Source organism: Bradyrhizobium sp. 2S1 (assembly GCF_011516625.5).
Lineage (GTDB): Bacteria > Pseudomonadota > Alphaproteobacteria > Rhizobiales > Xanthobacteraceae > Bradyrhizobium > Bradyrhizobium septentrionale.
Window position 1 is genome coordinate 3,594,768 of sequence record NZ_CP147717.1, and the last position, 26,676, is coordinate 3,621,443.

Genomic DNA, 26,676 nt, shown 5'->3' on the forward strand with positions numbered 1-26,676 from the left:
CCGGAGGAAGCCATGAAGCCGATCAAGATCGTGATGCCGATCTCGAGCGATCCCGATGCACCGACGCAGAGCCTGCTCGGCCTCGGTGCGTTGGCCGCTGAGCTCGCGGCGCAGGGTGTCTCGGTTCGCGAACTGTTCGCGCGCACCGGTCTCGATGCCACGCAGTTGGAAGATCCGCACGCGCGCATCTCGCATCGCCAACGGCTGGCGATCTATCGCAACGCCATCAGGCTGGCGAAACGATCCGACATCGGACTGCTCGCCGGCGCGCGGCAGCGCATCAGCGATTACGGCATCTACGGCTATGCGCTGGTGTCGAGCCGGACATTTGGCGAGGCGCTGTTGTTCTCGCTCGATCACATCACCATGGCCGGGCCTGCCGTGCGACAGATCAGCTTCCGGATCGAGCACGGCACCACCGCCATCCTGCGCAGCCATGGGCTCGATCCGCTCGGCGAGCTCTTGCCATTTGCCGCGGAATTCTGGCGCAGCTCGATGACGGCCGTGTTCAGCCGCGTGCTTGAAGCACCCTTCCCGAGCAAGCGGATGATCTTTCCGTTCGCGCCGCCCGTGCATTGGCGCAACTACGAACGGATGTTCAACTGCCCGATCGACTTTGCTGCCGATCGCATGGAGTGGCACTTCGACGCAAAGGTCCTCGATCTGCCGTGCCCGAACGCAAATCCGATCACGGCCAAGATCTGCCAGCAGCTCTGCGACGTCGTGATGACCGAGCGTCCCGGCGAATCCGAGCTTGCCAGGCGGATTCGTGCCGCGTGCCTTAACAGTCCCAACCGGTTTCCGGCCGCACCGGAGATTGCTGCCCAGCTCGGGCTCTCGTTGCGGACCTTTCACCGCAGGTTGGCGGAGGACGGCCAGTCCTACCAAGCGATCGTCGATGGGATGCGGCGGTCGGTGGCGACCGAGCTGCTCGAGAACACCCATCTGGCAATCGATCAGGTCGCCGAGCGCGTGGGCTTTGCCGACGCGACCAGTTTTCGAAAGGCCTTCAAGAAATGGACCAACCGCTCGCCCTCGGATTTCGCCATCCGGAGCCGCGGGAGCAAACCTAATGCTGGTGGTCGCGCTAGAGCATGATCCGAAAAAGTGCGAAGCGGTTTTCCGAAAAGATCATGCTCAAACAAAGAGCTAAAGTGCGATGACGATTCAACCTTATCTCATCGCACTTTAGAACGCCCCGACCAGCATTAATGCCAAGCGCACGATCAGCAACAGGGACAGTCCGACCACCAGCGCCAGAAGCTGTCCGAAGCGGACCTCGTCCGGATCGAGTAGAGAAGCCGACAGGTAGGCGCCAAAGAGCAAAGATTGACATTCCATGACAGCCCTCCATCAAGCTTGCTCGCTTGCGGCGATGACGGCCTCAGCCGGCTCGATCCTGCCGGCGCACGATCCGAACCCGATGCTGGCATAGCCGTCCCTCATGCATTTGCCGCGCAGGATTATCTCGTCGCCATCCTGCAGGAAGCCGCGGCTCTCGCCATTCCGAAGCATCGCCGGCCTTGCCCCTGCGGCAGTCAGTTCGAGCATGCTGGAAAGCTGCGCCGGACTTGGTCCCGAGATGGTGCCGGTGCCGATCAAATCGCCCGACTGCAGGTTGCAGCCGTTGATCGAGTGGTGCGCCACCATCTGCGCCGGCGTCCAGTACAGGTATTTGGCATTCGACGTGAGGATCGCTGCGGCGGGCTGGTTCGCGGCGCGCATCTGCGCGGTCGAGAGCAGCACCTCAAGATGAACATCGAGCCCGCCATGGGACTGGTCGGGCATATCGAACAGGTAATCGAGCGGACGCGGATCGGTCTGCGGGCGCGCCAGCGCCGGGAGGCGGAACGGAGCCAGCGCATCTGCGGTGACGACCCAGGGTGAGACCGACGTGGCAAAGCTCTTGCTCAGGAACGGTCCTAGTACCGACTGTTCTTAAAGCGTGAGTCGTGATTCAAGGTCGGGATGATACCCGAAGCAAGAGAAGTCCACCTTTCGAGGAAAGATCGCAAGGTGCTTGAGGCGTGTTGCCGCTCCCCGGTGACGTTGCAGCGCGATTTGAAGCGGGCGCGGATAGTTCTGTTGGCGGCGGATGGACGCAGCACTCGGTCGATCGCCAAGGAAGTTGGGGTCCAGCCGCGGATTGTCAGCCTTTGGCGGCATCGCTATGCCGACCAAGGCCTTGAAGGGCTGCAAGACAAGCCGCGACCGGGCAAGCAGCCAATCTATACGAAGGCCACCGACAAGCGGATTCTGAAGCTGCTGGACAAGCCGCCGCCGGACGGGTTCGCACGCTGGACCGGGCCCCTGCTGGCCGGGGCGCTGGGCGATGTTGACGTCCAATATGTCTGGCGGTTCCTGCGCAGCCACAAGATTGACCTCGCGGCTCGTAAGTCCTGGTGTGAGAGCAACGACCCGAACTTTACGGCCAAAGCCGCCGATGTTGTCGGCCTCTATGTCGCCCCGCCCGCGAAGGCCATTGTGCTGTGCGTGGACGAGAAGCCCTCGATCCAGGCTTTGGAGCGAGCGCAGGGTTATCTGAAGTTGCCCAATGGCCGCGCCTTGACCGGCCAGAGCCACGATTACAAGCGGCATGGCACCACAACATTGTTTGCGGCGCTCGAAGTCGCCACCGGAAAGATCATCGCGGCGCATTCAAAACGCCGACGCCGCGTCGAGTTTCTCGACTTCATGAACAGCGTCACCGCGGCTTTTCCGAACCGGAAGCTTCACGTCATCCTCGACAACCTCAACACCCACAAGAAGAACGAGCATTGGCTCAAGGCCCACCCCAACGTGCAATTTCATTTCACGCCGACAAGTGCGTCTTGGCTCAATCAGGTCGAGGTATGGTTTTCGATCTTGCAGGGGCAGTCGCTCAGCGGCACCTCCTTCACAAGCCTCACGCAGCTTCAGGAGCACATCGATGCCTACGTCAACGCATACAACGACAGAGCCGAGCCCTTCGTCTGGACCAAGAAAAAGGTCCGTCAACGCCGTTTCAAAGGCCGCCGTATCACTCAGCTCTGATTCTGGGTACTAGCGGAAACATCTCCCAGCGCTGGATATCGCGTGCGGACCAGTCATTGAGGAGCGAATAACCGATGATCTGCTGCGATGCCTCGGAGATCGGGACCGGCCGGCCGAGCTGGTTTCCGGCGGCGAGGTAGAAGCCCATCTCGAGCTCGAAATCCAGTCGCTCGCAGGGCCCGAACGTCGGCGCTCCGCCGGCCGTGGCGGGCGGACGCTGTCCGAGCGGCCGTCGTACCGCGCCCCGCCCGACCTGCACGGACGATGCCCGGCCGTGATAGGCGATCGGGACCCATTTGTAGTTCGCGGGAAGCGGATTTTCCGGCGTCAGCAGCGCACCGGCCGCTTGCGCGTGATAGATGCCGGCATAGAAATCCGTGTAGTTCGACACCCGCGTCGGTAGATGGAGGATCACGTCCGCCTTCGGCGTCAGCACATCCGAGGCACGACGCCTGATCTCGTTGGCCGCGCTGCCCTGGCCGAGCAGTTCCGCCGCGCGGCGGCGCACCGCCCGCGTCGCGGCCGGTCCGAGCGAGAACAATGCATTGAGCGTGCTGTCCTGCAAAGCCTGCCGGATCGGCTGCCCAAGATGCTCGTCCGAACCGAGCGCCCGCTTCAGGTCGAACACGCTATCCCCGATCGCCGTCCCTACCCTCGGCTGCGGCTCGGCCGCGGTAGAGAAAATGCCGAGCGGCAGATTCTGAATCGGGAAATCGGTCTCGTTGCCGTTTGCAATCTCGACAAAGCTTCGCCGTGCCGGATCGTGCGTCTCGTCGAGCAGATTGGTCATGCTGTCAGGCTCCGCGATCAGTGCAGTCTGCGCCGGATTTCATGAGGCTGCCGCCGCAAGGCCGGGGCGTTCAACGGCCAGAGCCGTTCCGATCTCGGACTGGATGAATTGCGCTGCGAACGCCTCGTGTTCGCGCGACGCACGTGCGCTGCGATCCGTCACCGAGAACAGCCACACGAACAGGAAGGCGAGCGGCATCGAGAACAGCGCGGGATTATCGTAAGGGAACAGCGCCGATGGAAAGCCCAGCACGGCAACCCAGACCGTCTTGCTCAGCACGACGAGGACGACCGATGCGGCCAGCCCGGCGAGACCGCCGGCGACGGCGCCGCGCGTCGTCGTGCCGCGCCAGAACATTGCCATGACAAGCACCGGGAAATTGCAGCTTGCGGCAACCGACAGCGCGAGTCCCGCCATGAGCGCAACGTTCTGGTTCTCGAAGACATAGGCCAGAAGAACCGCAGCGACGCCGATTGCCATCGCGGCGATCTTCGAGATCAGAACCTCGCGCGCCTCCGGCGCTTTTCCACCGCACATCACCTGGCCATAGATGTCGTGACTGACGGCCGAGGCACCGGCGAGCGTCAGTCCGGCGACGACCGCAAGAATGGTTGCAAAGGCGACCGCGGAAATGAAGCCGAGCAGGACCGGGCCACCCATCGCATGGGCGAGGTGGATCGACGCCATGTTCGGTCCGCCAATCAGATCGACGATCTTGTTGAACTGGCCGGATGCCGCGACGTTGAAATAACTGGGATCCGCCATCAGGATCGCCGCGGCGGCAAATCCCAGCACAGGAATCACCCAGCAGAAATACGCCACACAGGTCGTCGCATAGAACACGGATTTGCGGGCAGCCGCAGCATCCTTCACGGTAAAGAACCGCATCAGGATGTGCGGCAGGCCGGCCGTGCCGAACACCAGCGCCAGTCCGAGAGAGATCGCCGAGACCGGTTCGGCAAACAATCCGCCAGGCGCAAGGATCGCAGCCCCCTTGGGATGGATCCGGCTTGCAGCCTCGAGCAGCCGCCCGAGGCTGAAATCGAAATGCCACAACGCGGCAAGCGCGAGCAGCGTTCCGCCGCAGATCAAGAGCACCGCCTTCGTGATCTGAACCCACGTGGTCGCCTGCATGCCGCCGACGATGACGTAGAGCATCATCAGAACACCGACGCCGACGACCGCCAGGATGTAGTTGATGCCGAACAGGAGCTGGATCACCTTGCCCGCTCCGATCAGTTGCGCGATCAGATAGAACAGGACGACGACGAGGCTTCCGGTCGCGGCGACGAGCCGGACGGACGTGCGGTCGAGACGAAACGCCGCCGCATCCGCGAACGTGTAGCTTCCCAGGTTGCGCATGCGCTCCGACATCAGGAACAGCACGATCGGCCAACCCGTGAGAAATCCGAGCGCATAGATGAAGCCATCGAATCCGTTGGCGTAGACCAGCGCCGAGATGCCGAGAAATGCGGCCGCCGACAGAAAATCGCCGGCGGTCGCCAGCCCGTTCTGCAGCGGCGTGATCGAATGTCCGGCGGTATAGAAGCCGGCCTTCGAGCGCGTGCTGCCTGCCGAACGGTAGGTGATGACGAGCGTGATAGCGACGATCAGGGCGAACATCCCGATCGCGATCCAGTCGGTTCCACGCCCGCCCGTCACAGAGGCGCTTTGTGCCATCGCCGCGAACGGAACGGCCGCGATCAACGCTGCGGCCAGCAAACATCTGAAGATCATCGGCCAAGCTCCCGGTTGACAATGCGAGTGAACTCGTCGAACCGCGCATTCGACCGCTGCACATAGATGCCCGTGAAAATCACGACCGCCGCGACCATAGCGAGCGCGAGCGCGAAGCCCAGCGGCATGGCACTTCCCGCGATGCTCGCGCCAAGCGCGGCTCTCACCGTCGAAATCAGCGCGATGAAGCCGAAGAACATCACCAGCGTCAGGATGGACAGGCTCCATCGCAGCCTGGCGCGTCCCGAGACAAGCTCCTTGAACGCCGCATCGGCAAGAATCTGCTGCGTCCGCTCACGGGTCAGTTGCGACATCCGGCTCCTCCCTCGGAGACATTGCGGACTGCCGCTCCCCGCCTGCGCGCGGTGCGCAGCAGAAGATCAAGGCTCCGGAGGCGTCTCCCTCGTTATGTTCCGAGCATCGGAATCCGGGCCGCATCGGGCAAGGTGATATCCTGCCAAACTCCGCGTGATTTCATGCCACGCCGCTATCTTGGGCGTTGCCAGGATGATTCGATGGAACGGCTTGCCGACGCGCCAGCTCTCGGCGCTAGCCCGTCTTATTCGTCAGAGTGCGCCTGAGAGGCTGCGAGCGTGGTGTAAAGCGCTGATGCGGCGTAGGATTCGGTTGCAAAGCCAACCCTATCACCTCAACCGCGAACGCCAGGCCCGCCATGACCGATGATACGATTCTGCCCTTCTCGTTTCCAGCCGTTCACGCCAAGAAAGTCACAGCTGCCTTCGATGGCGGTCGGCTGACCTCGAACGGGGGCGTGATGCTTCTGGCGATGGCCGAGCGGCGTCTCGGCTTGGCCGACAATTTGGCCCGGGTGTTCCCGGATCGGCGCGATCCGACGCGGGTCGTGCACAGCCTTGTCGATATGTTCCGCGCGCGCATGTTCGCGATCTGCTGCGGCTACGAGGACGCCGACGACCTCGATCATCTGCGGTCCGATCCCGCATTCAAGCTGGCCTGCGGACGGCTGCCGGACACGGGTCGCGATCTGTGTTCCCAACCGACGCTGTCGCGGCTGGAGAATGCTCCGCGCCTGCGCGACGTGATCCGACTGACCTACACTTTGGTCGACGCATGGATGGATAGCTACCCGCGCGAGCCGGCATCCGTCACGCTCGACATCGATGATACCTGCGATGTCGTCCACGGCCATCAGCAGCTCTCGCTGTTCAACGCTCATTATGACGAACGCTGCTTCCTGCCGATCCACGTCTACGACACGGAGAAGAGCCGGCCCGTGGCGGTCGTGTTGCGGCCCGGCAAGACGCCGGGCGGCGTCGAGGTGCGTGCCCATCTGCGCCGCCTGATACGGCATATCCGGACGCGGTGGCACAACACGCGAATTACGTTCCGTGGCGACGGGCACTATGCCCGGCCGGAGGCAATGGCGTGGTGCGAGACCAACGGCATCGACTACATCTTCGGTCTGTCCGGCACCAAGCCGCTCGCCAGAAAACTCGACGAGGCCGCCGACGACATCCGCACGCGACGCGCCATCGAGAACCTGCCGGTTCTGCGTGGCTATACCGAGACGCGCCACAAGGCCAAGTCCTGGGATCGCGAACGGCGTACCGTCGCCCGTATTGAGGCGACGATGCTCGGCCTCGACATCCGTTTCGTCGTCACCAGCCTCGATGTCGGCTCGGCCGAGTGGATCTACGACAGCCTGTATTGCGCGCGCGGCCAAGCCGAGAATCTGATCAAGCTGCATAAGACACAGCTCGCCTCCGATCGCACCAGCTGCCGTTCGGCGCTCGCCAATCAAGTCCGCCTCGTTCTCCACACCGCCGCTTATTGGCTGATGCTGACCGTGCGCGACGCGATTCCCAAAGCCCGGGAATTGGCCACAGCCGAGTTCGCGACGCTGCGTCTTCGTCTCTTGAAACTCGCTGCCCGTGTCGTCGAGACCACGAGCCGCATTCGCCTTGCGTTTGCCGCGGCATGTCCCGAAGCCGACCTGATCCGCGGCTTGCCAGGCGCGCTGCTGCCTCTCGGTCCTTGACCGGCGGGGCGTCCGCCCCCCGTTCGCCCAACCTACACCTCAAGCGCGTTGCAAAGTACGGGTCGGTCAGGCGGTGAAAAGCCGAAGGCAATCCCGCGCGCCTCGTCAGAGCAGATGTGCGGCCACATCAATCGGACTAAAAAAAGCACTCTCACGAATAGGACGGGCTAGCGCGTTGTTTGGCGATCCCGGGAAGACTCGAACTTCCGACCTACGGTTTAGGAAAACGAAAACAGCTCTTTTCCCAGGTTCACCGCCGTTCGTCATAGCTACCGTAAGCTATCCGTTCTTCTTGCGTTTTTTCCTCCTAGGTACAACACTGATGATCGCTCCAATCCGCCTGTTCTGGTGCCAAGCAAGTGCCACGGATTAAGCTCTCTGATGTCGGCCTACGGTCTTTGCCAGCCCCTGCGCAAGGCGCGGTCGACTATTGGGATCTGACACTTCCCTCATTCGCCTGCCGTGTGTCTCGAGGAGGCGCGAAAACCTTCATCCTCAAAACCCATAACTCCCGCAGGGCAATCGGCAGATGGCCTCTCATTAGCCTTGCAGAGGCTCGCCGCGAGGCAAAACGGCTACTCGCGGAGAAGACGCTTGGCAGAATTCAACCCCAGTCCATAACCGTCGAAAAGGCGCGTGAGCTCTTCTTGAAAGAGAAAGAGAAGGCGCGACGTGCACGCACCGTTCAGGACCTTAAGGATCGCCTCGAACGTCACTTCGATATTCTAGGAGCTTGTCTGGATAGTCGCTGTTCAAATCTGGTCGGGTCTGATTCAACATTGGGCGATGAGCAAGTATTTTCGGCCTTGGAACATCGATCAGACGCTGCTTCTGCCGCCGAATGTGCAGGACTTCGTGCCGAAAGGCCATGTCTCGCGGTTTATGGTTGATCTGGTGCGGGAGAGCCTCGATCTCAGGGAGATCATGGGCAGCTATGTGAGCGGGCTTGGGCAGCCGCCGTTTGATCCGCGGATGATGGTGGCGCTGCTGCATAGCTATGCGAGTGGGCTGTATTCGTCGCGTCGGATTGCCAAGGCCTGCCGGGAGCGGAACGATTTTGTGATGATCGTGGCGCTGGATGCGCCGGATTTTCGGACGATCAGCGACTTTCGCAAGCGACATTTGAAGGCGCTCGGCGCGCTATTCGTGCAGGTTCTGAAGTTGTGCGAGACGGCCGGGCTGGTCAAGCTCGGTCATGTCGCGCTGGATGGTACGAAGATCAAGGCGAACGCGTCGAAACACAAGGCGATGAGTTATGAGCGCATGAAGAAGCGCGAGGCGGAATTGAAGGCCGAGGTCGCTCGCATGCTGGCGGCCGCCGAGGCGGCGGATGCCTCGGAGGATGAGACTTTCGGCAACAGCGACGAACTGCCGGACTGGACCGTCGACAAGCAGAAACGGCTGGCGAAGATCCAGCAAGCGATGGCGGCGCTGGAAGCGGACGCCAAACTGGCGGCGGAGGAAGAGCGCCGCATCGAGGCCGAAAAGGAACAGCAGCGCCAGGCCGAAGGCCGCAAGAAGCCGGGCAAACCGGCGGCGCTGCCATCGGAGGAACCCAATCCCAAGGCGCAACGCAACTTCACCGATCCGGAAAGCCGCATCATGAAGTCGAAGGATGGCTTCGTTCAGGCCTATAATGCCCAGGCGGCCGTCGATGCACATGCCCAGATCATTGTCGCGCAAGAACTGACCCAGCACGGCAGCGATCAGGGCCAGTTGGTGCCCCTGATCGAGGCCATCGAGAGCAATCTTGGCCGCAAGCCGCGGCAGGCCTCAGCGGATTCCGGCTACTGCAGCGAAGCCAATCTCGAAGCGCTCGACACACGCAGCATCGATGGCTATGTCGCGCCCGGACGCGCCAAGCACCCGACAGTAGCGAACGGAAAAGTCGGCGGCCCGCTGACACAGGCCATGCGAAAGAAGATCGACGATGGCGGCTTCGAAACACCCTACCGATTGCGAAAGCAAGTGGTGGAGCCGGTGTTCGGGCAGATCAAACAGGCAAGAGGCTTCCGCCAGTTCCTGTTGCGGGGCATCGAGAAAGTGCGCGCCGAGTGGACAATGATCTGCACCGTCCATAACCTCCTCAAGCTGTTCAACCTCGCAAACGCAGCCTGAGCCTGCTACTCTACAACAAATGCCCGTCACGAAAACATATCTGGACGGGCTCCTAGAGCTTCGGTTCTGATTCAATCAGAACCAAAATGCTCTAGTGAGCTGGAGCGGCCAGCGCCGCGGTCCGCTTCGATGGTTGCTTGGCGGCGGGCTTCGCCGCCGCGGGCTGCACCGGGGCCGTGTCCCAGCCACCGGCCGGGGCCGGCACGTTGACCGCGTCGCTCGGTTGCGGCTCGGCGGTGAAGGTCTGGATCGCAAGCTTCGCTGCGGCGAGCGATTGCGGGTCGAGCCGCTTGGCGATGTCGTCGCGCTTGTGACCGGCGTCGGCGTCGCCCTGCGCGGCCGCGAGGCTGAACCACTTGAAGGACTCGGCGAGGTTCTGTTCGACGCCGATGCCGCGGGCATAGAGGATGCCGAGATTGACCTGGCTGTCGGCGACGCCGCGATCGGCCGCCTTGCGGAACCACTGCGCCGCGCTCTTGTAGTCGGCGCCCTTGCCGCCGCCATCGGCGTCGAGCACGGCGAGGTTATGCATCGCCTTGGCGCTGCCGCGCTCGGCGGCCTGCACGTAGTAGCGCCGCGCCATATCGAAGTCGCGCTTCACGCTGAGGCCCTTCTCGTAGAAGGTGCCGAGCCGGAACATCGCGGGCACCACGCCGGCCTGTGCCGCGCGGCCATACCATTTGGCGGCCTCGTCGAGATTGGCGGTCACGCCCTTGCCCTCGGCGAAGCGGATGCCGACCTCGTAGGCCGCGGCCGCATCGCCCTTGATCGCGGCCGTGCGCAGCGCCGGCCCGCCGATCGCGTCGGGCAGCTTCTCGCCTGCGGGAATCTGGATCGTGCCGAGCTTGCCGCCGAGCGGCGGCGCGGTCGGAATTGTGCCGGTGATGTCGTTGGTGCCAGCCGGTGCCGCTGCGGCCGGAGCCGCTGACGGCACTGGAGCAGCGGCGGGCGCTGCGGCCTGCGGGATCGTGACCTGCGCGCTGTCGAGCGTACTCGGCGCCGGCGTGTTGTTGGACTGGCGGCCGAGCGGGGTCGGCGAGGTCATCGACGGCCCGGGCACGCCGGACGGCGCGGCCGGTGCAGGAGCCGTGGAATTCTCGGCCGGCGGCTGCAGCGGCACGGGGGGCGCGGCCGGCTCGCTGTGCTCGATCGCCGGCATCTGCGGCGCGGAGCTGGTGTCGAGCAGGTTCATCGCCATCTTGGCGGTAGAGAGCAGGATCACGACCACGCTCGCGCCAACCAGCAGCGAGCGGATCTTCGAGGTGATGGTCGACGGCTGGGCCTCCGGCGCGCCGGTCGCCGGTGCACCGGCCTTTCCGGCAGCGGCCTTCGCGGCCTTGTCGGCCTTTTCCTTGGCCTTGGCTGCGGCCTTGCTCGCGGCGCGCGCCGCCTTCTCGTTGACGGGTTGCACGGCGGCGGCCTGCGCGGCGCGGCGCGCGGCGGCGATGAAGCTCGATGTCGAGACCGGCTCCTTCTTGCCGGCGGGAAGATCAGAGATCGCGCGCTCGGAATCCGCGATACGCTCCGACGGCGACGACATGCGGCCCGAGGGGCGCGTGCCGGGCTCGAGCGGATGATCAGGCGGCAGTTCCGGTGCGATCGCGGCGCGCGCGGACGCCGCATGCGGTTCGAGGATTTCGCTGATCGCGCGCGGCGGCAGCGGCGGCGGCGCAGTCTCGACCGGCTGCGCGGCATGGAATTCGCGCGGCGCGGACATGAAGTGCTCCTGCGCCTGCGCAGGATTCGGCAATTCGGGCCTGTATGCTTCAGGCTGGTAGGTTTCAGGCTTGTACGTTTCCGATCTGGGCTGCGGCATCGCCGCGCGCGGCATCTCCATCCGCGGTGCTTCCATCCGCGCTTCGGGGGCGGGCGGAGCCGGCGGCGGCGCGGTGCGGACCGTGCGCAGGTCGTTCTCGATCATCGCCAGGCGATCGACGACATGGCCGAGCGTGTTGTGAACGGTCTCCAGCGAATCCTGGGTGCGGCGATCGGTCTCCGACTGGCTGAAGCGGATGTCGGACAGTTCGCGCTTCACCAGGTCGACGATGCCGGTGTCCATCATCGGCTGCGGCGCGGCGCCATTGAAGTTGCGGGTGGCGTCGGCGAGCGAGGCGATGTGGGCGTGCTGCGCCTCGAGGTGCCGCATGATGTCATGCAGCCCTTCCTCGACCCGGCCGAGATTGCCGGAGCGCTGGTCGGCGGATTCGAGCCGCTCGAGCAGATACGAGACGCGCTGCTCGAGATGCGTGAATGCCGATGAGCTGTCATTGCCGACCTGCAGGCGGTCGATCCGCTCCGACAAAGCGCGGACCGCGCCTTCGATGGCATCGCCATTGTCATAGCCGGCCGGCCGCTCGCGGCTTTCCAGCGTCGAGGCCAGCGCGGCAATGCGCTGCTCGATCCCGGCGAAAGCATCGCCGTGGGATTCGCTGCGGGACATCTGCGACAGCTGGTCGACCTTCGCCGACAGCGCATGCACGTCGGAGGAAAGCTGCAGCAGCGCGTCGTTGGAGGCGACATTGGAGACGATGGCGCGCAGCGCCGCGATCGCGCTCTCGAGCTGATGCACCGTCGACGGATCGTCGTTGGCGCGCAGGATCATGTCGAGCTTGGCGCCGAGATTGCGGATCGCCTCGTCGTAGCCGGTGAGCTGCTCGGCCGGGGTTAGCGTGCGCAGCGCCTCGCGGATCTCAGACAGCGCGCGTTCGATGCCGGCGATCGCCGGGGCCTGGCCGTTGCTGTTGTCCTGGCGGATCTCGTCGATCCGGTGATGCAGCGAGCGGATTTCGTTCTCGATCGATTCGATTGCCCGGCGCGGCATCGCCTCGGTAATGGCCTGGCGGATCTCCGCCAGCTCGCCGCGGAAGGCCGCGATCGACTGCTCGATGTGGTCGGGCCGCTGCAGTGCCTCGATCTGGCTCGTGATCTTGAGCAGATGACGCTCGAGCGAGGAAAAGTCGGGGCCGGCGGGCGCAGCCGGCGGCGGCGCGTAGGCGGCCATCGGCGGGGCCGATGGCGGCACCGGCGGCGCGCTGCGCGGCGGCATCTGCCGTGATGCTGATCCGTCGAGCTCGTTCTGGCGTGCGGCGATTTCCGCGATCGCGGAATCGAACGACGCCGGGCTCAGCGGCGGCGAGGGGCGGTAGACCTGGGCTGCGGCGCGCTCGACCGCCTCGGTCTGGCGCAGCCGCTCCTGCAATTGCCGCTCCTGCAACTGGCGGTCCTGCAACTGGCGGTCCTGGACCTGGCGGTCCGGCATCTGCGGCTCGCGCTGCATCTGCGGTTCACGCACCGGCTGGGGCTGCGGCTCGCGCGCCGGCTGCGGCCGCGAGATCTGCGACAGCCGCGCATCGAGGCGCGAGATCGCGTCGTTCAGCTGCCGCGCGACGGCAGGCTGGCCGCGCGGTATTTCGGCGCGCACGGCTTCGCCGCGCGACAATGGTTTTGCGATCTGTTCGATCTGGTGGGTGATGGCGTCGAGCCGCTGATGGATATCGGCGACCTCGCGGCTTTCCCGGCTCGGCATCGGCTCCTGCCGTTGCTCCATGCGCCAATCCGGCGGGCTCGGTTCGCCGACGGTGGAATTGAGCCAATCGTTCAGCGACATGCCGGCGCGGCGCGCCGCCGCCTCGGCCCTTTCGCGGACGGAGGGATCGATGCCGTCAACACTCCACGATACGCGCGAATTCATGATTCCGTCCGGTCCCGACTCCGGCGCTACACCCTGCGCCCGCAGCCTCCCCGCGCATTCCCGTTAAGAGACAATCGAATTCTGCGCTGGTCGTCTGCTTCAGCTGCTGACTTTTTCCCGTCACGGTAAATAACGGGTTAAGGAATGCGGCCGGCGGGCCTTAAAGTTAGGGAATCCGGGAACCTGTTGCGCCGGATCAGGACAGTGATCTGCGGTGCCGCTCCAACCTCTCCTTCCCCCTGAAAGGGGGAAGGTCGGGAAGGGGGGCAGCCACACACACTGCGGCGTGTGGAGAGAGATGATCCCCACCCGCTTTGCTCTTCGAGCAAAGCGACCTCCCCTTTTCAAGGGGAGGTCGGAGACTTGTTTCTAGCCGTTGCTCTCGCGTTTGCCGTCATCGAGCGGCAGCACATTGCCGCGACCGGAGATCGCCGACAGCGCGTCGAGCGCCTCCTCGCACCACTCGATCACGACGCGTTCGTGGCGCATCCCGATGCGCAAGCCCAGCATCTTGCCGACATCGGCCGGTGGCGCGGTGCCGTCGGGAAACCGCTTGTTGAGCAGGCGCTCGTAGCGCTCATAGCGGTCGCGGTGATGCTCCAGCCGCGCCATCAGGTCGGTGCGCAGCGGCTCGATGTCGACGCAGTCGAGCGCATAGAGCCGGACCAAAAGGTCGTCCTTGATCGAGGGCGGAACGCTCGGCCGCGCCGCCCAGTGCTTCAGCGCCGCGCGGCCCTCGGCCGTCAGGGTGTAGACCAGCTTGTTGGGCTTGCCCGATTGCACCACCTCGCGGCCCTGGACGTGGCCCTTGTCGCGCAGCCGCGAGAGCTCCCGGTAGATCTGCTGATGGTCGGCCTTCCAGAAAAAGCCGATCGAGGCATCGAACGTCTTGGCGAGCTCATAGCCCGTCATCGGACGTTCCGTGAGGCATGCGAGGATTGCGTCACCGAGTGCCAACGCCCACCTCCATCTGAGTTCCCGACAAGACCATTCTGAAGTTCGCTTGACTTTATGCGTTACTGTGCATATGCGTCAATATGCATATGGTGATCGGCGTGCCGCCTTGTCGCGCGCGCCGGTGTTCAGGCTTCTTTCAAACCCGCCGCAGGAGACGTCCGAATGAGCAAGCCGGGCCTCGACAAGTGGTACGCCTACATGAAGTCCCACGACACCGCCGCTCTGTGGGATCTGCTGCATCCCGAGGCGGTGTTCGAAAGCCCGGTCGTGCACACGCCGCAGCGCGGTCGCGACATCACCTTCAAATATCTCACCAGCGCCGCCAAGGTGCTCGGCGGCCCGACCTTCAGATATCTCGGCGAATGGCGCAACGACACCGGCGCGGTGCTCGAATTCGAGAACGAGATCGATGGCATCAAGCTCAACGGCGTCGACATCATCACGTTCGATGCTGACGGCCGGATCACGCATTTCAAGGTGATGGTGCGTCCGCTCAAGGCGATCAACCTGCTGCATCGGCTGATGGGCGAGCAGTTGATGCAGGAAAGCGGCGCAACGTCGCAATCACAGTCTCGATAGGACCTGCCGCGGACCTCCGGAACCGGATAAGGTCCGCTCCAACAAACCAACGACAAAGCTGCGCAAGCGTCAGTCGCAGATGCGACCACGGCCAGCCGGGAGACCAGCATGCCAACCTACAAAGCCCCTGTTGAAGACGTCAGCTTTCTGCTGAACGACGTTTTCCAGATCGATCGCTACGGCAATCTTCCCGGCTTCACCGACGCGTCGGCCGATGTGCGCGAGGCGATCCTCGGCGAGGCCGCCAAGCTCAGCGAGGAAGTGCTGCAGCCGCTCAACCGGGTCGGCGATCTCGAAGGCTGCAAGCGCAGTGATGACGGCAGCGTCACCACGCCGAAGGGGTTCAAGGACGCCTTCAAGCAGGTCGCCGAAGGCGGCTGGCTCGGCCTGGCGGCGCCGACTGAGTATGGTGGCCAGGGCCTGCCGGTGACGCTCTCGCAGGTGGTCGGCGAATTCCAGATCTCCGCCAACATGGCGTTCTCGATGTATGGCGGCCTCACCATGGGCGCGACCGCGGCGCTGCTGATGCACGGCACCCCCGAGCAGAAGAAGACCTATGTGCCGAAGATGGTCGCCGGCGAATGGACCGGCACCATGAACCTGACCGAGCCGCAGTGCGGCACCGATCTCGGCCTGCTCCGCACCAAGGCGGTGCGCCAGGCCGATGGCAGCTTCAAGATCACGGGCACCAAGATCTTCATCTCCGCCGGCGAGCACGACCTCACCGAGAACATCATCCATCTGGTGCTTGCTCGCGTCGAGGGCGCGCCGGCCGGCATCAAGGGTGTGTCGCTGTTCGTGGTGCCGAAGGTGCTGGTCAATGCCGACGGCTCGCTGGGACAGCGCAACGGCGTCAGCTGCGGCTCGATCGAGCACAAGATGGGCATCCACGGCAATTCCACCTGTGTGATGAACTACGACAACGCCACCGGATGGCTGATCGGCGAAGAGAACAAGGGCATGCAGGGCATGTTCGTGATGATGAACGAGGCCCGCCTCGGCGTCGCGGTGCAGGGCCTCGCGCAGTCCGAAGTCGCCTATCAGAACGCGGTTGCCTATGCACGCGAGCGCCTGCAGGGCCGCTCGCTGACCGGCGTCAAGGCGGCCGACAAGCCGGCCGACCCGATCATCGTGCATCCCGACGTCCGCCGCACCCTGCTCACCATCCGCGCCTTCAACGAGGCGGCGCGTGCCATGGTGGTGTGGACCGCGCTGAAGAGCGACGTCGCGCATCGTTCCCAGGACCCCAAGGATCGCCAGGCCGCGGACGATCACATGGGCCTGATGACGCCGGTGCTGAAGGGCGTGCTGACCGACGCCGGGTTCGCCAACACGGTCTCGGCGCAGCAGATGTTCGGCGGCCACGGCTATATCGCCGAGCATGGCATGGAGCAGTTCGTGCGTGATGCGCGGATCGCGATGATCTATGAGGGCGCCAACGGCATCCAGGCGCTCGACCTGGTCGGCCGCAAGCTGCCGCGCGACGGCGGCCGCGCCGTGATGGCGTTCTTCGGCGAGGTCACGGCCTTCGCCAAGGAGCACGGCGCCGATGAGGCGATGAAGCCGTTCGTCGCCCCGCTATCGTCGGCACTCGGCCATCTGCAGCAGGCCACCGGCTGGCTGATGCAGAACGCGCTTGCCAAGCCCGACAATGCCGGCGCCGCCGCGACCGACTACATGAAATTGTTCGGCCTGGTCGCGCTCGGCTATATGTGGGCGAAGATGGCCAAGGTGGCGCAGGACAAGATCGCCGCCGGCACGACGCCCTACCTCAACACCAAGCTCGTCACCGGCCGCTTCTTCATGGAGCGGCTGCTGCCGGAGACCGCCGTGCATCTGGCCCGGATCCAGAGCGGCAGCGCCACCACGATGGAACTGGCCGCGGAAGCGTTCTGAAAAATTGCCGCCGCACCCGGTGCGGCGGCGCTTCCTTCCGTTATATATTATGATCCTCATATCAAGGAGGGCGTCATGCCTGAGGCATACATCTACGATCACGTTCGTACCCCACGCGGCCGCGGCAAGGCCGATGGCGCGCTCCACGAGGTCACCGCGCTGGCGCTCGCCACGGCGCCGCTGACGGCGCTCAAAGAGCGCAACAATCTTCCCGAAAACTCCGTCGACGACGTCGTGCTCGGCGTGGTCGATCCGGTCGGCGAGGCCGGTTCCGACATCGCGCGCTTCGCGGCGCTGAAGGCCGGCCTCGGCGAGAAGGTGCCGGGCGTGCAGATCAGCCGGTTCTGCGCCTCCGGCCTCGACGCCGTGAACTTCGCCGCGGCCCAGATCATGAGCGGCCAGCATGAACTCGTGATCGGCGGCGGCGCGGAATCGATGAGCCGCGTCGGCATCGGCGCCTCCGGCGGCGCCTGGCCGATGGATCCCTCGATGGCGGTGCCGGCCTATTTCATGCCGCAGGGCATCTCGGCCGACCTGATCGCGACCAAATACGGCTTTTCGCGCGATGACGTCGACGCCTATGCGGTGCAGAGCCAGCAGCGCGCGGCCAAGGCCTGGGACGAGGGCCGCTTCAAGAACTCTGTCGTCCCGGTCAAGGACGTCAACGGCCTGACCATCCTCGCCAGGGACGAGCACATGCGCCCGACCACGACGATGCAGTCGCTGGCGCAGCTGCAGCCGTCCTTCGCGGCGCTGGCGGCGATGGCCGGCTTCGACGCGGTGGCGATCCAGTCGCACCCCGAGGTCGAGAAGGTCAATTACGTGCATCACGCCGGCAACTCCTCCGGCATCGTCGACGGCGCCGGCGCGGTGCTGCTCGGCAGCAAGGAGGCGGGCGCGAAGCACTGCCTGAAGCCGCGGGCAAGAATCCGCGCCTTCGCCAATATCGGCTCGGAGCCCGCGTTGATGCTGACCGGTCCGGTCGACGTCACCGAAAAGCTGTTCGAGCGCTCCGGCATGAAGAAGTCGGACATCGACCTGTTCGAGCTTAACGAGGCCTTCGCCTCGGTGGTGCTGCGCTACATCCAGGCCTTCGACATCGACAACGCCAAGATCAACGTCAATGGCGGCGCGATTGCGCTCGGCCATCCGCTCGGCGCGACCGGCGCGATGATCCTCGGCACTGTGCTCGACGAGCTCGAACGCACCAACAAGGAAACGGCGCTGGTGACGCTGTGCATCGGCGGCGGCATGGGCACCGCCACCATCATCGAGCGGATGTAGCCGAGCAGGCAGCGTCATCCTGAGGTGCGAGGGCGACAGCCCGAGCCTCGAAGGATGGATAAAATTCACCGAGTCATCCTTCGAGGGCCTCGCAAGAGCGAGGCCACCTCAGGATGACGGAGAGACTGGGAGCGACTTACATGACCTACAAGAATTTCAAGTTCGAAGTCGACGCCGACGGCATTGCGCTGGTCACCTGGGACATCCCGGGCCGCTCGATGAACGTGTTCGACGATCTCTCGACCCAGGAGATCGGCGAGATCATCAAGCAGACGACCAGCGACGCAGCGATCAAGGGCGTCGTGATCACCTCGGCCAAGGAGGCGTTCTGCGCCGGTGCCGATCTCTCGATGCTCGAGGGCATGAACCGCAGCTATGCGCAGCTTCTCAAGGAGAAGGGCGAGGAAGCCGCCAACCAGATGCTGTTCGAGCAGAGCCGCCAGATGTCGCAGGCGTTCCGCGCGATCGAGACCTCGGGCAAGCCGTGGGTCGCCGCGATCAACGGCCTCGCGCTCGGCGGCGGCTTCGAGATCACGCTGGCCTGCCACTACCGCGTCGCGGCGGAGAATCCGAAGACCCGGCTCGGCCTGCCCGAGATCAAGGTCGGCCTGTTCCCCGGCGCCGGCGGCACCCAGCGCGTGCCGCGCCTGGTGCAGCCGCAGGATGCGATGACGCTGCTGCTCAAGGGCGAGGCGATCAAGGTCGATCGGGCCAAGGCGCTCAATCTGATTCACGCCGTCGTGCCCGCGGCCGACCTGATCAAGGCTGCCAAGGACTGGATCAAGGGCGGTGGCAAGGCCGTCGCGCCGTGGGACGAGAAGGGCTTCAAGCTGCCCGGCGGTCTGGTGTTCTCCAAGGCCGGCATGCAGATGTTCCCGGCCGGCAACGCGATCTATCGCCGCGAGACCTACGACAATTATCCGGCCGCGCGCGCCATCATGAGCTGCGTCTATGAGGGCCTGCAGCTGCCGATCGACGCCGCGCTGCGCGTCGAGTCGCGCTACTTCACCAAGGTGCTGCGCTCGAAGGAGGCGGCGGCGATGATCCGCTCGCTGTTCCTGTCGATGCAGGAATTGAACAAGGGCGCGCGCCGTCCGGCCAATGTGCCGCCGACCAAGGTCAAGAAGCTCGCGGTGATCGGCGCCGGCTTCATGGGCGCCAGCGTCGGTTATGTGTCGGCGCAGGCCGGCATCGACGTCGTGCTGGTCGATCGCGACCAGGACAGCGCCGACAAGGGCAAGGGCCACGCCAAGAGTGTGGTCGACGGGCAGATTGCCAAGGGCCGCATGAAGCAGGAGGCCGGCGACGCCATCCTGGCGCGCATCTCGGCAACTTCGGATTACAACGCGATCTCGGACTGCGACCTCGTCATCGAGGCGGTGTTCGAGGACCGCAAGGTCAAGGCCGACACCTATGCCAAGGCGCAGCCGCTCTTGAAGGCGGACGCGATCTTCGCCTCCAACACCTCGACCCTGCCGATCAATTCGCTGGCCGAGGAATTCAAGGACCAGGGCAAGTTCATCGGCATCCACTTCTTCTCGCCGGTCGAGAAGATGATGCTGGTCGAGATCATCCTCGGCAAGAACACCGGCGACGTCGCGCTGGCGACCGCGCTCGACTACGTGCGTGCGATCGGCAAGACGCCCATTGTTGTCAACGATAGCAGGGGCTTCTTCGCCAACCGCTGCGTGATGCGCTACATCTCCGAAGGCAACGAGATGCTGCTCGAAGGCGTGCCGCCGGCGATGATCGAGAACACGGCCAAGATGGCCGGCATGCCGGTCGGTCCGCTGTCGCTGCAGGACGAGGTCGCGCTCGATCTCGGGCTGAAGATCACCAAGGCGACGGAGGCCGATCTCGGCCCCAACGCGATCGACCAGGCGCAGAAGAAGCTGATGGTCGAGATGGTCGAGAAGCAGGGCCGCTTCGGCCGCAAGAACGGCAAGGGCTTCTACGACTATCCCGAGAAGGGCAAGGGCCAGAAGAGCCTGTGGCCGGGGCTCGCCAGCCTGCAGCCAAAGCAGCTCGATCCCGACACGCTCAGCGTCGAGGAATTGAAGCAGCGCTTCCTGGTGGTGCAGGCGGTGGAAGCCGCGCGCACCGTCGAGGATCACGTCATCACCGACGTGCGCGAGGCCGATGTCGGCTCGATCCTGGGCTTCGGCTTCGCGCCGTTCACCGGTGGTGCGCTGTCCTATATCGACTTCATGGGCACCAAGAACTTCGTCGCGCTCTGCCACGCCTTCGAGAAGAAGTACGGTTCGCGCTTCACGCCGCCGAAACTGCTCGAGGAGATGGCGGCCAAGGGCGAAACCTTCTACGGCCGTTTCCCGCCGAAGAAGCAGGCGGCGTAACGAAATTAGGTCGAATAGCGATTGCGCTCCCTCTCCCCGTTCTTACGCAGGGCTGTCCGGGGAATGATTCACTGTGTCGCGGTGCATGCTCGGCAAAACCGAGGCAAATCGGTCTTTTCTGGTTGTCGAGACACAGAAGGCCGAGCATGCGATTTCGCGATAGCATTTTTAGTAGGCTGCTTGAACCGATCAATCGGCGGCAGTTTCAGACGGCTGTGGATCGTCTGGACGGGGATGCCTACGACAAGTCGTTCAAGAGCTGGGATCACCTGGTAGCGCTGATCTATGCGCAGTTGAGCGGGAACAACAGCCTGCGCGCCGTGGTGACCGGCTTCAACGCCAATCCTCAGCATCACTATCATCTGGGCACCGGCAGGTTGTCCCGCTCGACGCTGTCGGATGCCAATACCCGCCGCCCGTCCAGCATTTTTGCGCAAACCTTTGCACGATTGTCGGCGATGGCAAGCCGGCAGTTGCGGGGCGAAGGCAAGGAGATGGTGCGCCTGATCGACGCCAGTCCGATCCCGCTTGGCAAAGTTTGCACCTGGGCGGTGTGGAACGGCCGCATCCGCGGCATGAAGCTGCACGTGGTCTACGATCCCAAGGGCGATATCCCGAAGTGCGTCGAGGTGACGGCTGCCAACGTCAACGATATCGAGATCGGTCGCCAGACTCCGATCCAGGCCGGCACAACCTACGTGTTCGACAAGGGATATTGCCGTTTCGACTGGTGGCAGAAGATCAATGATAGCAAGGCTTTCTTCGTGACCCGGCCGAAGACGAGCATCCGGCTACGCGCGGTCAGGCATCGCACCATCCGCAACAGCAAGGGGGACGGCTTCAGGATCATCGTCGACGACGAGGTGAAGCTCACCAGTAAGGGCGACTCGCGTTTGCCGATACCGCTGCGGCGCATCAAGGTCAGGCGGGAGAACGGCGGCGTGATCACGCTTCTCACCAACGATACGACCCGAACGGCCGTCGAGATCGCCGCCCTCTACAAGAGCCGGTGGCAGATCGAACTGCTGTTCCGCTGGATCAAGCAGCACCTCGACATCCGCAAGTTCCTCGGCACCAACGACAATGCAATCCGCCTGCAAGTGCTTGCTGCGATGATTGCCTACCTACTGTTGCGCATTGCCGCGCGGACCAACTGCATCAAAATGCTGCCGCTCAGGCTCGCCGAACTCGTCAGCCAGTTCCTGTTCACCCGGCGAGCCTTCGCCAGCATCGACAAGCCTCCGCCAATCAACCCTAGTACCTACTGTTCTTAAAGCGTGAGTCGTGATTCAAGGTCGGGATGATACCCGAAGCAAGAGAAGTCCACCTTTCGAGGAAAGATCGCAAGGTGCTTGAGGCGTGTTGCCGCTCCCCGGTGACGTTGCAGCGCGATTTGAAGCGGGCGCGGATAGTTCTGTTGGCGGCGGATGGACGCAGCACTCGGTCGATCGCCAAGGAAGTTGGGGTCCAGCCGCGGATTGTCAGCCTTTGGCGGCATCGCTATGCCGACCAAGGCCTTGAAGGGCTGCAAGACAAGCCGCGACCGGGCAAGCAGCCAATCTATACGAAGGCCACCGACAAGCGGATTCTGAAGCTGCTGGACAAGCCGCCGCCGGACGGGTTCGCACGCTGGACCGGGCCCCTGCTGGCCGGGGCGCTGGGCGATGTTGACGTCCAATATGTCTGGCGGTTCCTGCGCAGCCACAAGATTGACCTCGCGGCTCGTAAGTCCTGGTGTGAGAGCAACGACCCGAACTTTACGGCCAAAGCCGCCGATGTTGTCGGCCTCTATGTCGCCCCGCCCGCGAAGGCCATTGTGCTGTGCGTGGACGAGAAGCCCTCGATCCAGGCTTTGGAGCGAGCGCAGGGTTATCTGAAGTTGCCCAATGGCCGCGCCTTGACCGGCCAGAGCCACGATTACAAGCGGCATGGCACCACAACATTGTTTGCGGCGCTCGAAGTCGCCACCGGAAAGATCATCGCGGCGCATTCAAAACGCCGACGCCGCGTCGAGTTTCTCGACTTCATGAACAGCGTCACCGCGGCTTTTCCGAACCGGAAGCTTCACGTCATCCTCGACAACCTCAACACCCACAAGAAGAACGAGCATTGGCTCAAGGCCCACCCCAACGTGCAATTTCATTTCACGCCGACAAGTGCGTCTTGGCTCAATCAGGTCGAGGTATGGTTTTCGATCTTGCAGGGGCAGTCGCTCAGCGGCACCTCCTTCACAAGCCTCACGCAGCTTCAGGAGCACATCGATGCCTACGTCAACGCATACAACGACAGAGCCGAGCCCTTCGTCTGGACCAAGAAAAAGGTCCGTCAACGCCGTTTCAAAGGCCGCCGTATCACTCAGCTCTGATTCTGGGTACTAGCCGCCGCAAATGCAGAACGCCCCTCAACCAGATGGAACTCTGCTATGGTTGAATTTCCCCGGACAGCCCTGCGTTCTTACGGGGAGAGGGTTGGGGTGAGGGGCCCTCTCCGCGTACTCGGAAATAGTTAGATTTGCGGAGACTCCCCCTCACCCGGAACGCATCTAACGATGCGTTCCGACCTCTCCCCGCACGCGGGGCGAGGTGAAGCGGAGTGCTCGATTCAAAGTAGGATCAGGCCGGGTCATCGATCCGACTTGATCCTGTTGCGTGACGGTCACGCCGGTCAAACTCCCGCCACGCTTGCTCCGCACTGACACCACGCTGCTGGCATCACTCTTGCTGGGCGATCGTCAAGTCGATCGCCGGGGTCGATCGTCAAGCCGATCGCCGGGACGACGATCAGCATCAAGGGTGGGCGTGCAATGAGTTCTGCGTTCAAGGAAGGTGCCGCCGGGACCGCGGATAGACACGCGTTGCTGCCGCGGCCGCGCCGGATCTCCCTTCGGCTGCGTGGCAAAGGCCCGCTGTGGACCGGCCTGATGCTACTTTTTCTGGCGGCGGATCTGATGCTCGCGGTGGCCGCCTGGCACGCCGTCGATTTCTTCCGCAACTGAGCCGTCAGCCTCCGGCGACAGCAAGGCGCCGGCGAGATAGGCGAGTTGGCTGAACGCGAGGCAGGCGACGACGAGCGGAGCGCCGGTGGCAAACGAAAAGCCGTCGGATTGGAGCATGACCGCCGCTAGCACCGCGATCAGCGGTGACACCAGCATCAACGTCCAAACCCGAAAATACAAACTGGTCGCCAACCCAACGAGGGTGCTGGTCAACAAAAGGGTAAAGGCGATCGTCACATTTTTAGACCAGTTGGAGCGGAAGGCGCGCCGCAGCTCATAGTCGGTCAGTTGGATCGCGCGAACAAGGACAGCAACGCCCTCAGCCGCAAGTACACCGACTTAGTATTAATCGGTACAATGCGGGTCAAATTGAGACGTTCTATCTTCGGTTGCCGAAAGTAGCCTGGTGGCCACACAAAAAAGAGCCGGATCGGCGATCCGGCTCTTTGTCGACTGTGGTGTGCCAGGCTCAGGCCGCCTTCAGCAGGCCTTCCTTCTTCAGCGCTTCCTGCACCTTCGGGCGCGCCGCGATGCGGGCCTTGTAGGCCGTCACGTTCGGCAGGCCGGAGAAGTCCAAGCCGAGCCGGTCGTTCGCCCACATCATCATCGTGAAGAGGTAGCCGTCGGCGACCGTGAACTGGTTGCCCATCAGGTATTCGCGTCCGGCGAGCTGGCTCTCGACATATTTGAACTTGCCCATGGCGCGGTCCTTGAAGAAGGCCTTGGCGTCGTCGGCGAGCGCCGGCGCGAACATCGGGCCGAGATTCTTGTGCAGCTCGGTCGTGATGTAGTTCAGCCATTCGAGCAGCTTGTAGCGTTCGTTGGAGTCGCGGGCGGGCGCCAGCTTCCGGTCGGCGACCCTGTCGGCGATCATCTGGATGATGATCGGCCCCTCGGTGACCATCTCGCCGCTATCCAGCGCCAGCGCGGGCACCTGGCCCTTGGGGTTCACTTGCAGGAAATCGTCGCCGTTTTCGAGCTTTTTGGCGCGCAGATCGACCTTGACCAGGTCGTAGGGCAGGCCGGCCTCGAGCAGGGCGATGTGGGGGAGAGGGAGCAGGCACCGGGGGAGTAATAAAGCTTCATGGGGGTATTCCTTCCCTTGTTCTTGGCGTCCGGAGAGGGATTGCCTACATGCACCTGCATGAAATAGTCAAGATTGATGCAGATGCATTCAGTGCGGTACACTGGTTCCGGGACCTTATGAGCTAGACCATGAAACGCAAGCTATCGAGCGAGGCGACGGCCGCCTGGATCCGCCTGATGAGGGTGCCGAGCCGGGTGCTGGACTGCGTCGAGCAGGATCTGAAGAAGGCCGGCTTTCCGCCGCTCGCCTGGTATGACGCCTTGCTCGAGCTGTCGCGCGCGCCGTCCGGCGAGCTGCGCCCGGTCGAGCTCGAGCGGCAGATGCTGATTCCGCAATATTCGACGTCGCGGCTGATCGACAAGCTGGTCGACGAGGGGCTTGCGGCGCGGCGTGAATGCAAGATCGACAAGCGTGGCCAGTTCGTCGAGATCACCGAGGCTGGACGCGAGCTCCAGAAGAAGATGTGGAGCGCCTATTCGGCCGCGATCGACAAGCATGTCGGCTCGAAATTATCCGATGCCGACGCGGCCAGGCTGTGCGGTCTGCTCGACCGGCTCGGCTGCTCCTGCGGCGACGCCAAAAGCGACGCCAAGAATGAGACCAAGAACGATAGCAAGGCTGCGCCTGCCCGAGACGGCGCGCCTGCCCGATGATAGTCCTGACCCCATCATCCGCAGCCGTTGTGGCTCGCGGATGTCCCTGCCACCGCGCGCGTTCGATCGAAGCGCCCTTGAGTTGGATTTCGTATGGCGCGTGACCAGATCGACATGACGCCGCTGCAGTCGCGCGACGAACTCGTGGCGTGGCTTGAAGCCGGCGTGAAACCCGAATCCGAGTTCCGGATCGGCACCGAGCATGAGAAGACACCGTTCACGCTCGAGGGCCGCCAGCCCGTGCCCTATGAAGGCGCGAAGGGCATCGGCGCGCTGCTCGAAGGCATGAAGCTCCTGCTCGGCTGGGAGCCGATCATGGAGCGCGGCAACATCATCGGGCTCTATGACGTCACCGGCGGCGGCGCGATTTCGCTCGAGCCGGGCGGCCAGTTCGAATTGTCGGGCGCGCCGGTCGAGACCGTGCATCAGACGCAGTCGGAGCTGATGGCGCATCTGGCACAGGTGCGGGAGATCGCGACCCCGCTCGGCATCGGCTTCCTCGGTCTCGGCATGACGCCGTCCTGGTCGCGGGCGCAGATCCCCGTGATGCCGAAGGGGCGCTACAAGATCATGAGAAACTACATGCCGAAGGTCGGCAAATACGGCCTCGACATGATGTTCCGGACCTGCACGGTTCAGACCAATCTCGACTTCTCCTCCGAAGCCGACATGGTGAAGAAGCTGCGCGTGTCGCTGGCGCTGCAGCCGATCGCGACCGCGCTGTTCGCGAACTCGCCGTTCACCGAGGGCAAGCCCAACGGCTTCCTGTCGTTCCGCTCCGAGATCTGGCGCGACACCGACAATGCGCGCTCCGGCATGGTGCCGTTCGCGTTCGAGGACGGCATGGGCTTCGAGCGCTATGTCGATTACGCGCTCGACGTTCCGATGTATTTCGTCAAGCGCGGCGAGGAATATATCGACGTCGCCGGTTCCTCGTTCCGGGATTTCTTCGCCGGCAAGAATGCCGCCTTCCCCGGCGAGCGTCCGACCTTGTCGGACTGGGCCAATCATCTCTCGACGATCTTCCCCGAGGTGCGGCTGAAGCGTTATCTCGAAATGCGCGGCGCCGACGGCGTGCCGTGGGGCCGGCTGCCGGCGCTGCCGGCGTTCTGGGTCGGGCTGCTCTACGACAATGACAGCCTCGATGCCGCCTGGGACATCGTCCGGCACTGGACCGCGCCGGAGCGCCAGGCGCTGCGCGACGACGTGCCGCGTTTCGGCTTCAAGGCGCGGATCAAGGACCGCTATCTGTTCGAGATCGCCAAGGAGTGCCTGATCCTGTCGCATGCCGGATTGCGGCGCCGCGGCCGGATCGATCATCTCGGGCGCGACGAGAGCCGCTTCCTCGAACCGCTCGAGCGCATCATCGAGACCGGCCGCTCGCCGGCCGAGGAGATGCTGGAGAAGTTCAACGGTCCCTGGAAGGGCTCGGTGGAGCCGGCCTATCGGGAATACGCCTTCTAATCCCTGGCTAACCCCAATCCG

At 63.8% G+C, this 26,676-nt stretch carries 21 protein-coding genes and 1 pseudogene; 13 read left to right on the forward strand and 9 right to left on the reverse strand.

Annotated features, from left to right (window positions below):
- Positions 1 to 12: 12 nt before the first annotated feature.
- A complete protein-coding gene (locus HAP54_RS16920) occupies positions 13 to 1,098 on the forward strand; it encodes an AraC family transcriptional regulator (RefSeq protein ID WP_166301880.1) in 1,086 nt (361 codons plus the stop codon).
- 90 nt (positions 1,099 to 1,188) lie between these two features.
- Here HAP54_RS16920 and HAP54_RS16925 read toward each other — a convergent pair whose 3' ends face one another.
- Positions 1,189 to 1,341: a hypothetical protein gene (locus tag HAP54_RS16925; protein ID WP_166301883.1), complete on the reverse strand. Its 153-nt coding sequence runs from the start codon at positions 1,339 to 1,341 to the stop codon at positions 1,189 to 1,191.
- A gap of 12 nt (positions 1,342 to 1,353) precedes the next feature.
- A complete protein-coding gene (locus HAP54_RS16930) occupies positions 1,354 to 1,914 on the reverse strand; it encodes a fumarylacetoacetate hydrolase family protein (protein ID WP_166307947.1) in 561 nt (186 codons plus the stop codon).
- A gap of 54 nt (positions 1,915 to 1,968) precedes the next feature.
- Here HAP54_RS16930 and HAP54_RS16935 point away from each other — a divergent pair, with 54 nt between their 5' ends.
- A complete protein-coding gene (locus tag HAP54_RS16935; protein ID WP_166204319.1) occupies positions 1,969 to 3,033 on the forward strand; it encodes an IS630 family transposase in 1,065 nt (354 codons plus the stop codon).
- On the opposite strand, the gene HAP54_RS16940 is transcribed toward HAP54_RS16935, so the two are convergent.
- The 3 genes from HAP54_RS16940 to HAP54_RS16950 are packed head-to-tail and all read right to left on the reverse strand — an operon-like array spanning position 3,020 to position 5,874.
- Positions 3,020 to 3,823: a fumarylacetoacetate hydrolase family protein gene (locus tag HAP54_RS16940; protein ID WP_166301886.1), complete on the reverse strand. Its 804-nt coding sequence runs from the start codon at positions 3,821 to 3,823 to the stop codon at positions 3,020 to 3,022. The genes HAP54_RS16935 and HAP54_RS16940 overlap by 14 nt on opposite strands.
- Positions 3,824 to 3,862: 39 nt before the next feature.
- Positions 3,863 to 5,560: a cation/acetate symporter ActP gene (gene actP / locus HAP54_RS16945; RefSeq protein ID WP_166301889.1), complete on the reverse strand. Its 1,698-nt coding sequence runs from the start codon at positions 5,558 to 5,560 to the stop codon at positions 3,863 to 3,865.
- Positions 5,557 to 5,874, reverse strand: coding sequence for a DUF485 domain-containing protein (locus HAP54_RS16950; protein WP_166301892.1), 318 nt, complete (start codon positions 5,872 to 5,874; stop codon positions 5,557 to 5,559). Before HAP54_RS16950 ends, actP begins: the two co-directional genes overlap by 4 nt.
- A gap of 359 nt (positions 5,875 to 6,233) precedes the next feature.
- Here HAP54_RS16950 and HAP54_RS16955 point away from each other — a divergent pair, with 359 nt between their 5' ends.
- From HAP54_RS16955 to HAP54_RS16960, 3 genes are all read left to right on the forward strand, one after another.
- Positions 6,234 to 7,577, forward strand: coding sequence for an IS1380-like element ISBdi2 family transposase (locus HAP54_RS16955; RefSeq protein ID WP_166204320.1), 1,344 nt, complete (start codon positions 6,234 to 6,236; stop codon positions 7,575 to 7,577).
- A 359-nt stretch (positions 7,578 to 7,936) separates the two neighbouring features.
- Complete coding sequence (locus tag HAP54_RS52505) at positions 7,937 to 8,467, forward strand: Arm DNA-binding domain-containing protein (protein WP_166301895.1); 531 nt, start codon at positions 7,937 to 7,939, stop codon at positions 8,465 to 8,467.
- Positions 8,364 to 9,695, forward strand: coding sequence for an IS1182 family transposase (locus tag HAP54_RS16960; protein ID WP_166297236.1), 1,332 nt, complete (start codon positions 8,364 to 8,366; stop codon positions 9,693 to 9,695). The genes HAP54_RS52505 and HAP54_RS16960 overlap by 104 nt, the downstream gene beginning before the upstream one ends.
- A gap of 91 nt (positions 9,696 to 9,786) precedes the next feature.
- Here the strand turns inward: HAP54_RS16960 and HAP54_RS16965 are convergent, their stop codons facing one another.
- Complete coding sequence (locus tag HAP54_RS16965) at positions 9,787 to 13,386, reverse strand: tetratricopeptide repeat protein (protein ID WP_166301898.1); 3,600 nt, start codon at positions 13,384 to 13,386, stop codon at positions 9,787 to 9,789.
- Between the two features lie 369 nt (positions 13,387 to 13,755).
- Positions 13,756 to 14,343 carry a PadR family transcriptional regulator gene (locus HAP54_RS16970; RefSeq protein ID WP_166301901.1) on the reverse strand — a complete coding sequence of 196 codons (588 nt, stop codon included), beginning with the start codon at positions 14,341 to 14,343 and terminating at the stop codon, positions 13,756 to 13,758.
- Positions 14,344 to 14,505: 162 nt separating this feature from the next.
- On the opposite strand from HAP54_RS16970, the gene HAP54_RS16975 reads away from it, so the two are divergent.
- The 6 genes from HAP54_RS16975 (at position 14,506) to HAP54_RS17000 (ending at position 22,821) form a co-directional block, all read left to right on the forward strand.
- A complete protein-coding gene (locus HAP54_RS16975; RefSeq protein WP_166301904.1) occupies positions 14,506 to 14,922 on the forward strand; it encodes a nuclear transport factor 2 family protein in 417 nt (138 codons plus the stop codon).
- Between the two features lie 108 nt (positions 14,923 to 15,030).
- Positions 15,031 to 16,818, forward strand: coding sequence for an acyl-CoA dehydrogenase C-terminal domain-containing protein (locus HAP54_RS16980; RefSeq protein WP_166301907.1), 1,788 nt, complete (start codon positions 15,031 to 15,033; stop codon positions 16,816 to 16,818).
- A 75-nt stretch (positions 16,819 to 16,893) separates the two neighbouring features.
- Positions 16,894 to 18,102 (forward strand): acetyl-CoA C-acetyltransferase, encoded by a 1,209-nt coding sequence (locus HAP54_RS16985; RefSeq protein WP_166301910.1) that lies wholly within the window; start codon positions 16,894 to 16,896, stop codon positions 18,100 to 18,102.
- A 140-nt stretch (positions 18,103 to 18,242) separates the two neighbouring features.
- The gene (locus HAP54_RS16990; protein WP_166301913.1) at positions 18,243 to 20,456 is read left to right on the forward strand and encodes an FAD-dependent oxidoreductase; all 2,214 of its coding nucleotides are present in this window, start codon (positions 18,243 to 18,245) and stop codon (positions 20,454 to 20,456) included.
- Positions 20,457 to 20,602: 146 nt separating this feature from the next.
- Positions 20,603 to 21,730, forward strand: a complete 1,128-nt coding sequence (locus HAP54_RS16995) for an IS4 family transposase (RefSeq protein ID WP_166301916.1) — start codon at positions 20,603 to 20,605, stop codon at positions 21,728 to 21,730.
- A gap of 26 nt (positions 21,731 to 21,756) precedes the next feature.
- The gene (locus tag HAP54_RS17000) at positions 21,757 to 22,821 is read left to right on the forward strand and encodes an IS630 family transposase (RefSeq protein ID WP_166204319.1); all 1,065 of its coding nucleotides are present in this window, start codon (positions 21,757 to 21,759) and stop codon (positions 22,819 to 22,821) included.
- Between the two features lie 558 nt (positions 22,822 to 23,379).
- Here the strand turns inward: HAP54_RS17000 and HAP54_RS17005 are convergent.
- Together HAP54_RS17005 and gstA are read right to left on the reverse strand one after the other, a co-directional pair.
- Entirely contained in the window at positions 23,380 to 23,688 is a 309-nt protein-coding gene (locus HAP54_RS17005; RefSeq protein WP_224741895.1) for a hypothetical protein, read from the reverse strand.
- A gap of 232 nt (positions 23,689 to 23,920) precedes the next feature.
- Positions 23,921 to 24,537: pseudogene (gene gstA / locus HAP54_RS17010) on the reverse strand (glutathione transferase GstA).
- 129 nt (positions 24,538 to 24,666) lie between these two features.
- Here gstA and HAP54_RS17015 point away from each other — a divergent pair.
- Positions 24,667 to 25,191, forward strand: coding sequence for a MarR family winged helix-turn-helix transcriptional regulator (locus HAP54_RS17015; RefSeq protein WP_029077809.1), 525 nt, complete (start codon positions 24,667 to 24,669; stop codon positions 25,189 to 25,191).
- Positions 25,192 to 25,284: 93 nt separating this feature from the next.
- Positions 25,285 to 26,655 carry a glutamate--cysteine ligase gene (locus HAP54_RS17020; protein WP_166301919.1) on the forward strand — a complete coding sequence of 457 codons (1,371 nt, stop codon included), beginning with the start codon at positions 25,285 to 25,287 and terminating at the stop codon, positions 26,653 to 26,655.
- The last annotated feature ends 21 nt before the right edge of the window (positions 26,656 to 26,676 follow it).

Bases quoted from the DNA above. Each gene is read 5' to 3' on its own strand.
- HAP54_RS16920 (WP_166301880.1), top strand. From the start codon at position 13: ATGAAGCCGATCAAGATCGTGATGCCGATCTCGAGCGATCCCGATGCA.
- HAP54_RS16925 (WP_166301883.1), bottom strand. From the start codon at position 1,341: ATGGAATGTCAATCTTTGCTCTTTGGCGCCTACCTGTCGGCTTCTCTA.
- HAP54_RS16935 (WP_166204319.1), top strand. From the start codon at position 1,969: ATGATACCCGAAGCAAGAGAAGTCCACCTTTCGAGGAAAGATCGCAAG.
- HAP54_RS16940 (WP_166301886.1), bottom strand. From the start codon at position 3,823: ATGACCAATCTGCTCGACGAGACGCACGATCCGGCACGGCGAAGCTTT.
- actP (WP_166301889.1), bottom strand. From the start codon at position 5,560: ATGATCTTCAGATGTTTGCTGGCCGCAGCGTTGATCGCGGCCGTTCCG.
- HAP54_RS16950 (WP_166301892.1), bottom strand. From the start codon at position 5,874: ATGTCGCAACTGACCCGTGAGCGGACGCAGCAGATTCTTGCCGATGCG.
- HAP54_RS16955 (WP_166204320.1), top strand. From the start codon at position 6,234: ATGACCGATGATACGATTCTGCCCTTCTCGTTTCCAGCCGTTCACGCC.
- HAP54_RS16960 (WP_166297236.1), top strand. From the start codon at position 8,364: ATGAGCAAGTATTTTCGGCCTTGGAACATCGATCAGACGCTGCTTCTG.
- HAP54_RS16965 (WP_166301898.1), bottom strand. From the start codon at position 13,386: ATGAATTCGCGCGTATCGTGGAGTGTTGACGGCATCGATCCCTCCGTC.
- HAP54_RS16975 (WP_166301904.1), top strand. From the start codon at position 14,506: ATGAGCAAGCCGGGCCTCGACAAGTGGTACGCCTACATGAAGTCCCAC.
- HAP54_RS16980 (WP_166301907.1), top strand. From the start codon at position 15,031: ATGCCAACCTACAAAGCCCCTGTTGAAGACGTCAGCTTTCTGCTGAAC.
- HAP54_RS16985 (WP_166301910.1), top strand. From the start codon at position 16,894: ATGCCTGAGGCATACATCTACGATCACGTTCGTACCCCACGCGGCCGC.
- HAP54_RS16990 (WP_166301913.1), top strand. From the start codon at position 18,243: ATGACCTACAAGAATTTCAAGTTCGAAGTCGACGCCGACGGCATTGCG.
- HAP54_RS16995 (WP_166301916.1), top strand. From the start codon at position 20,603: ATGCGATTTCGCGATAGCATTTTTAGTAGGCTGCTTGAACCGATCAAT.
- HAP54_RS17000 (WP_166204319.1), top strand. From the start codon at position 21,757: ATGATACCCGAAGCAAGAGAAGTCCACCTTTCGAGGAAAGATCGCAAG.
- HAP54_RS17015 (WP_029077809.1), top strand. From the start codon at position 24,667: ATGAAACGCAAGCTATCGAGCGAGGCGACGGCCGCCTGGATCCGCCTG.
- HAP54_RS17020 (WP_166301919.1), top strand. From the start codon at position 25,285: ATGGCGCGTGACCAGATCGACATGACGCCGCTGCAGTCGCGCGACGAA.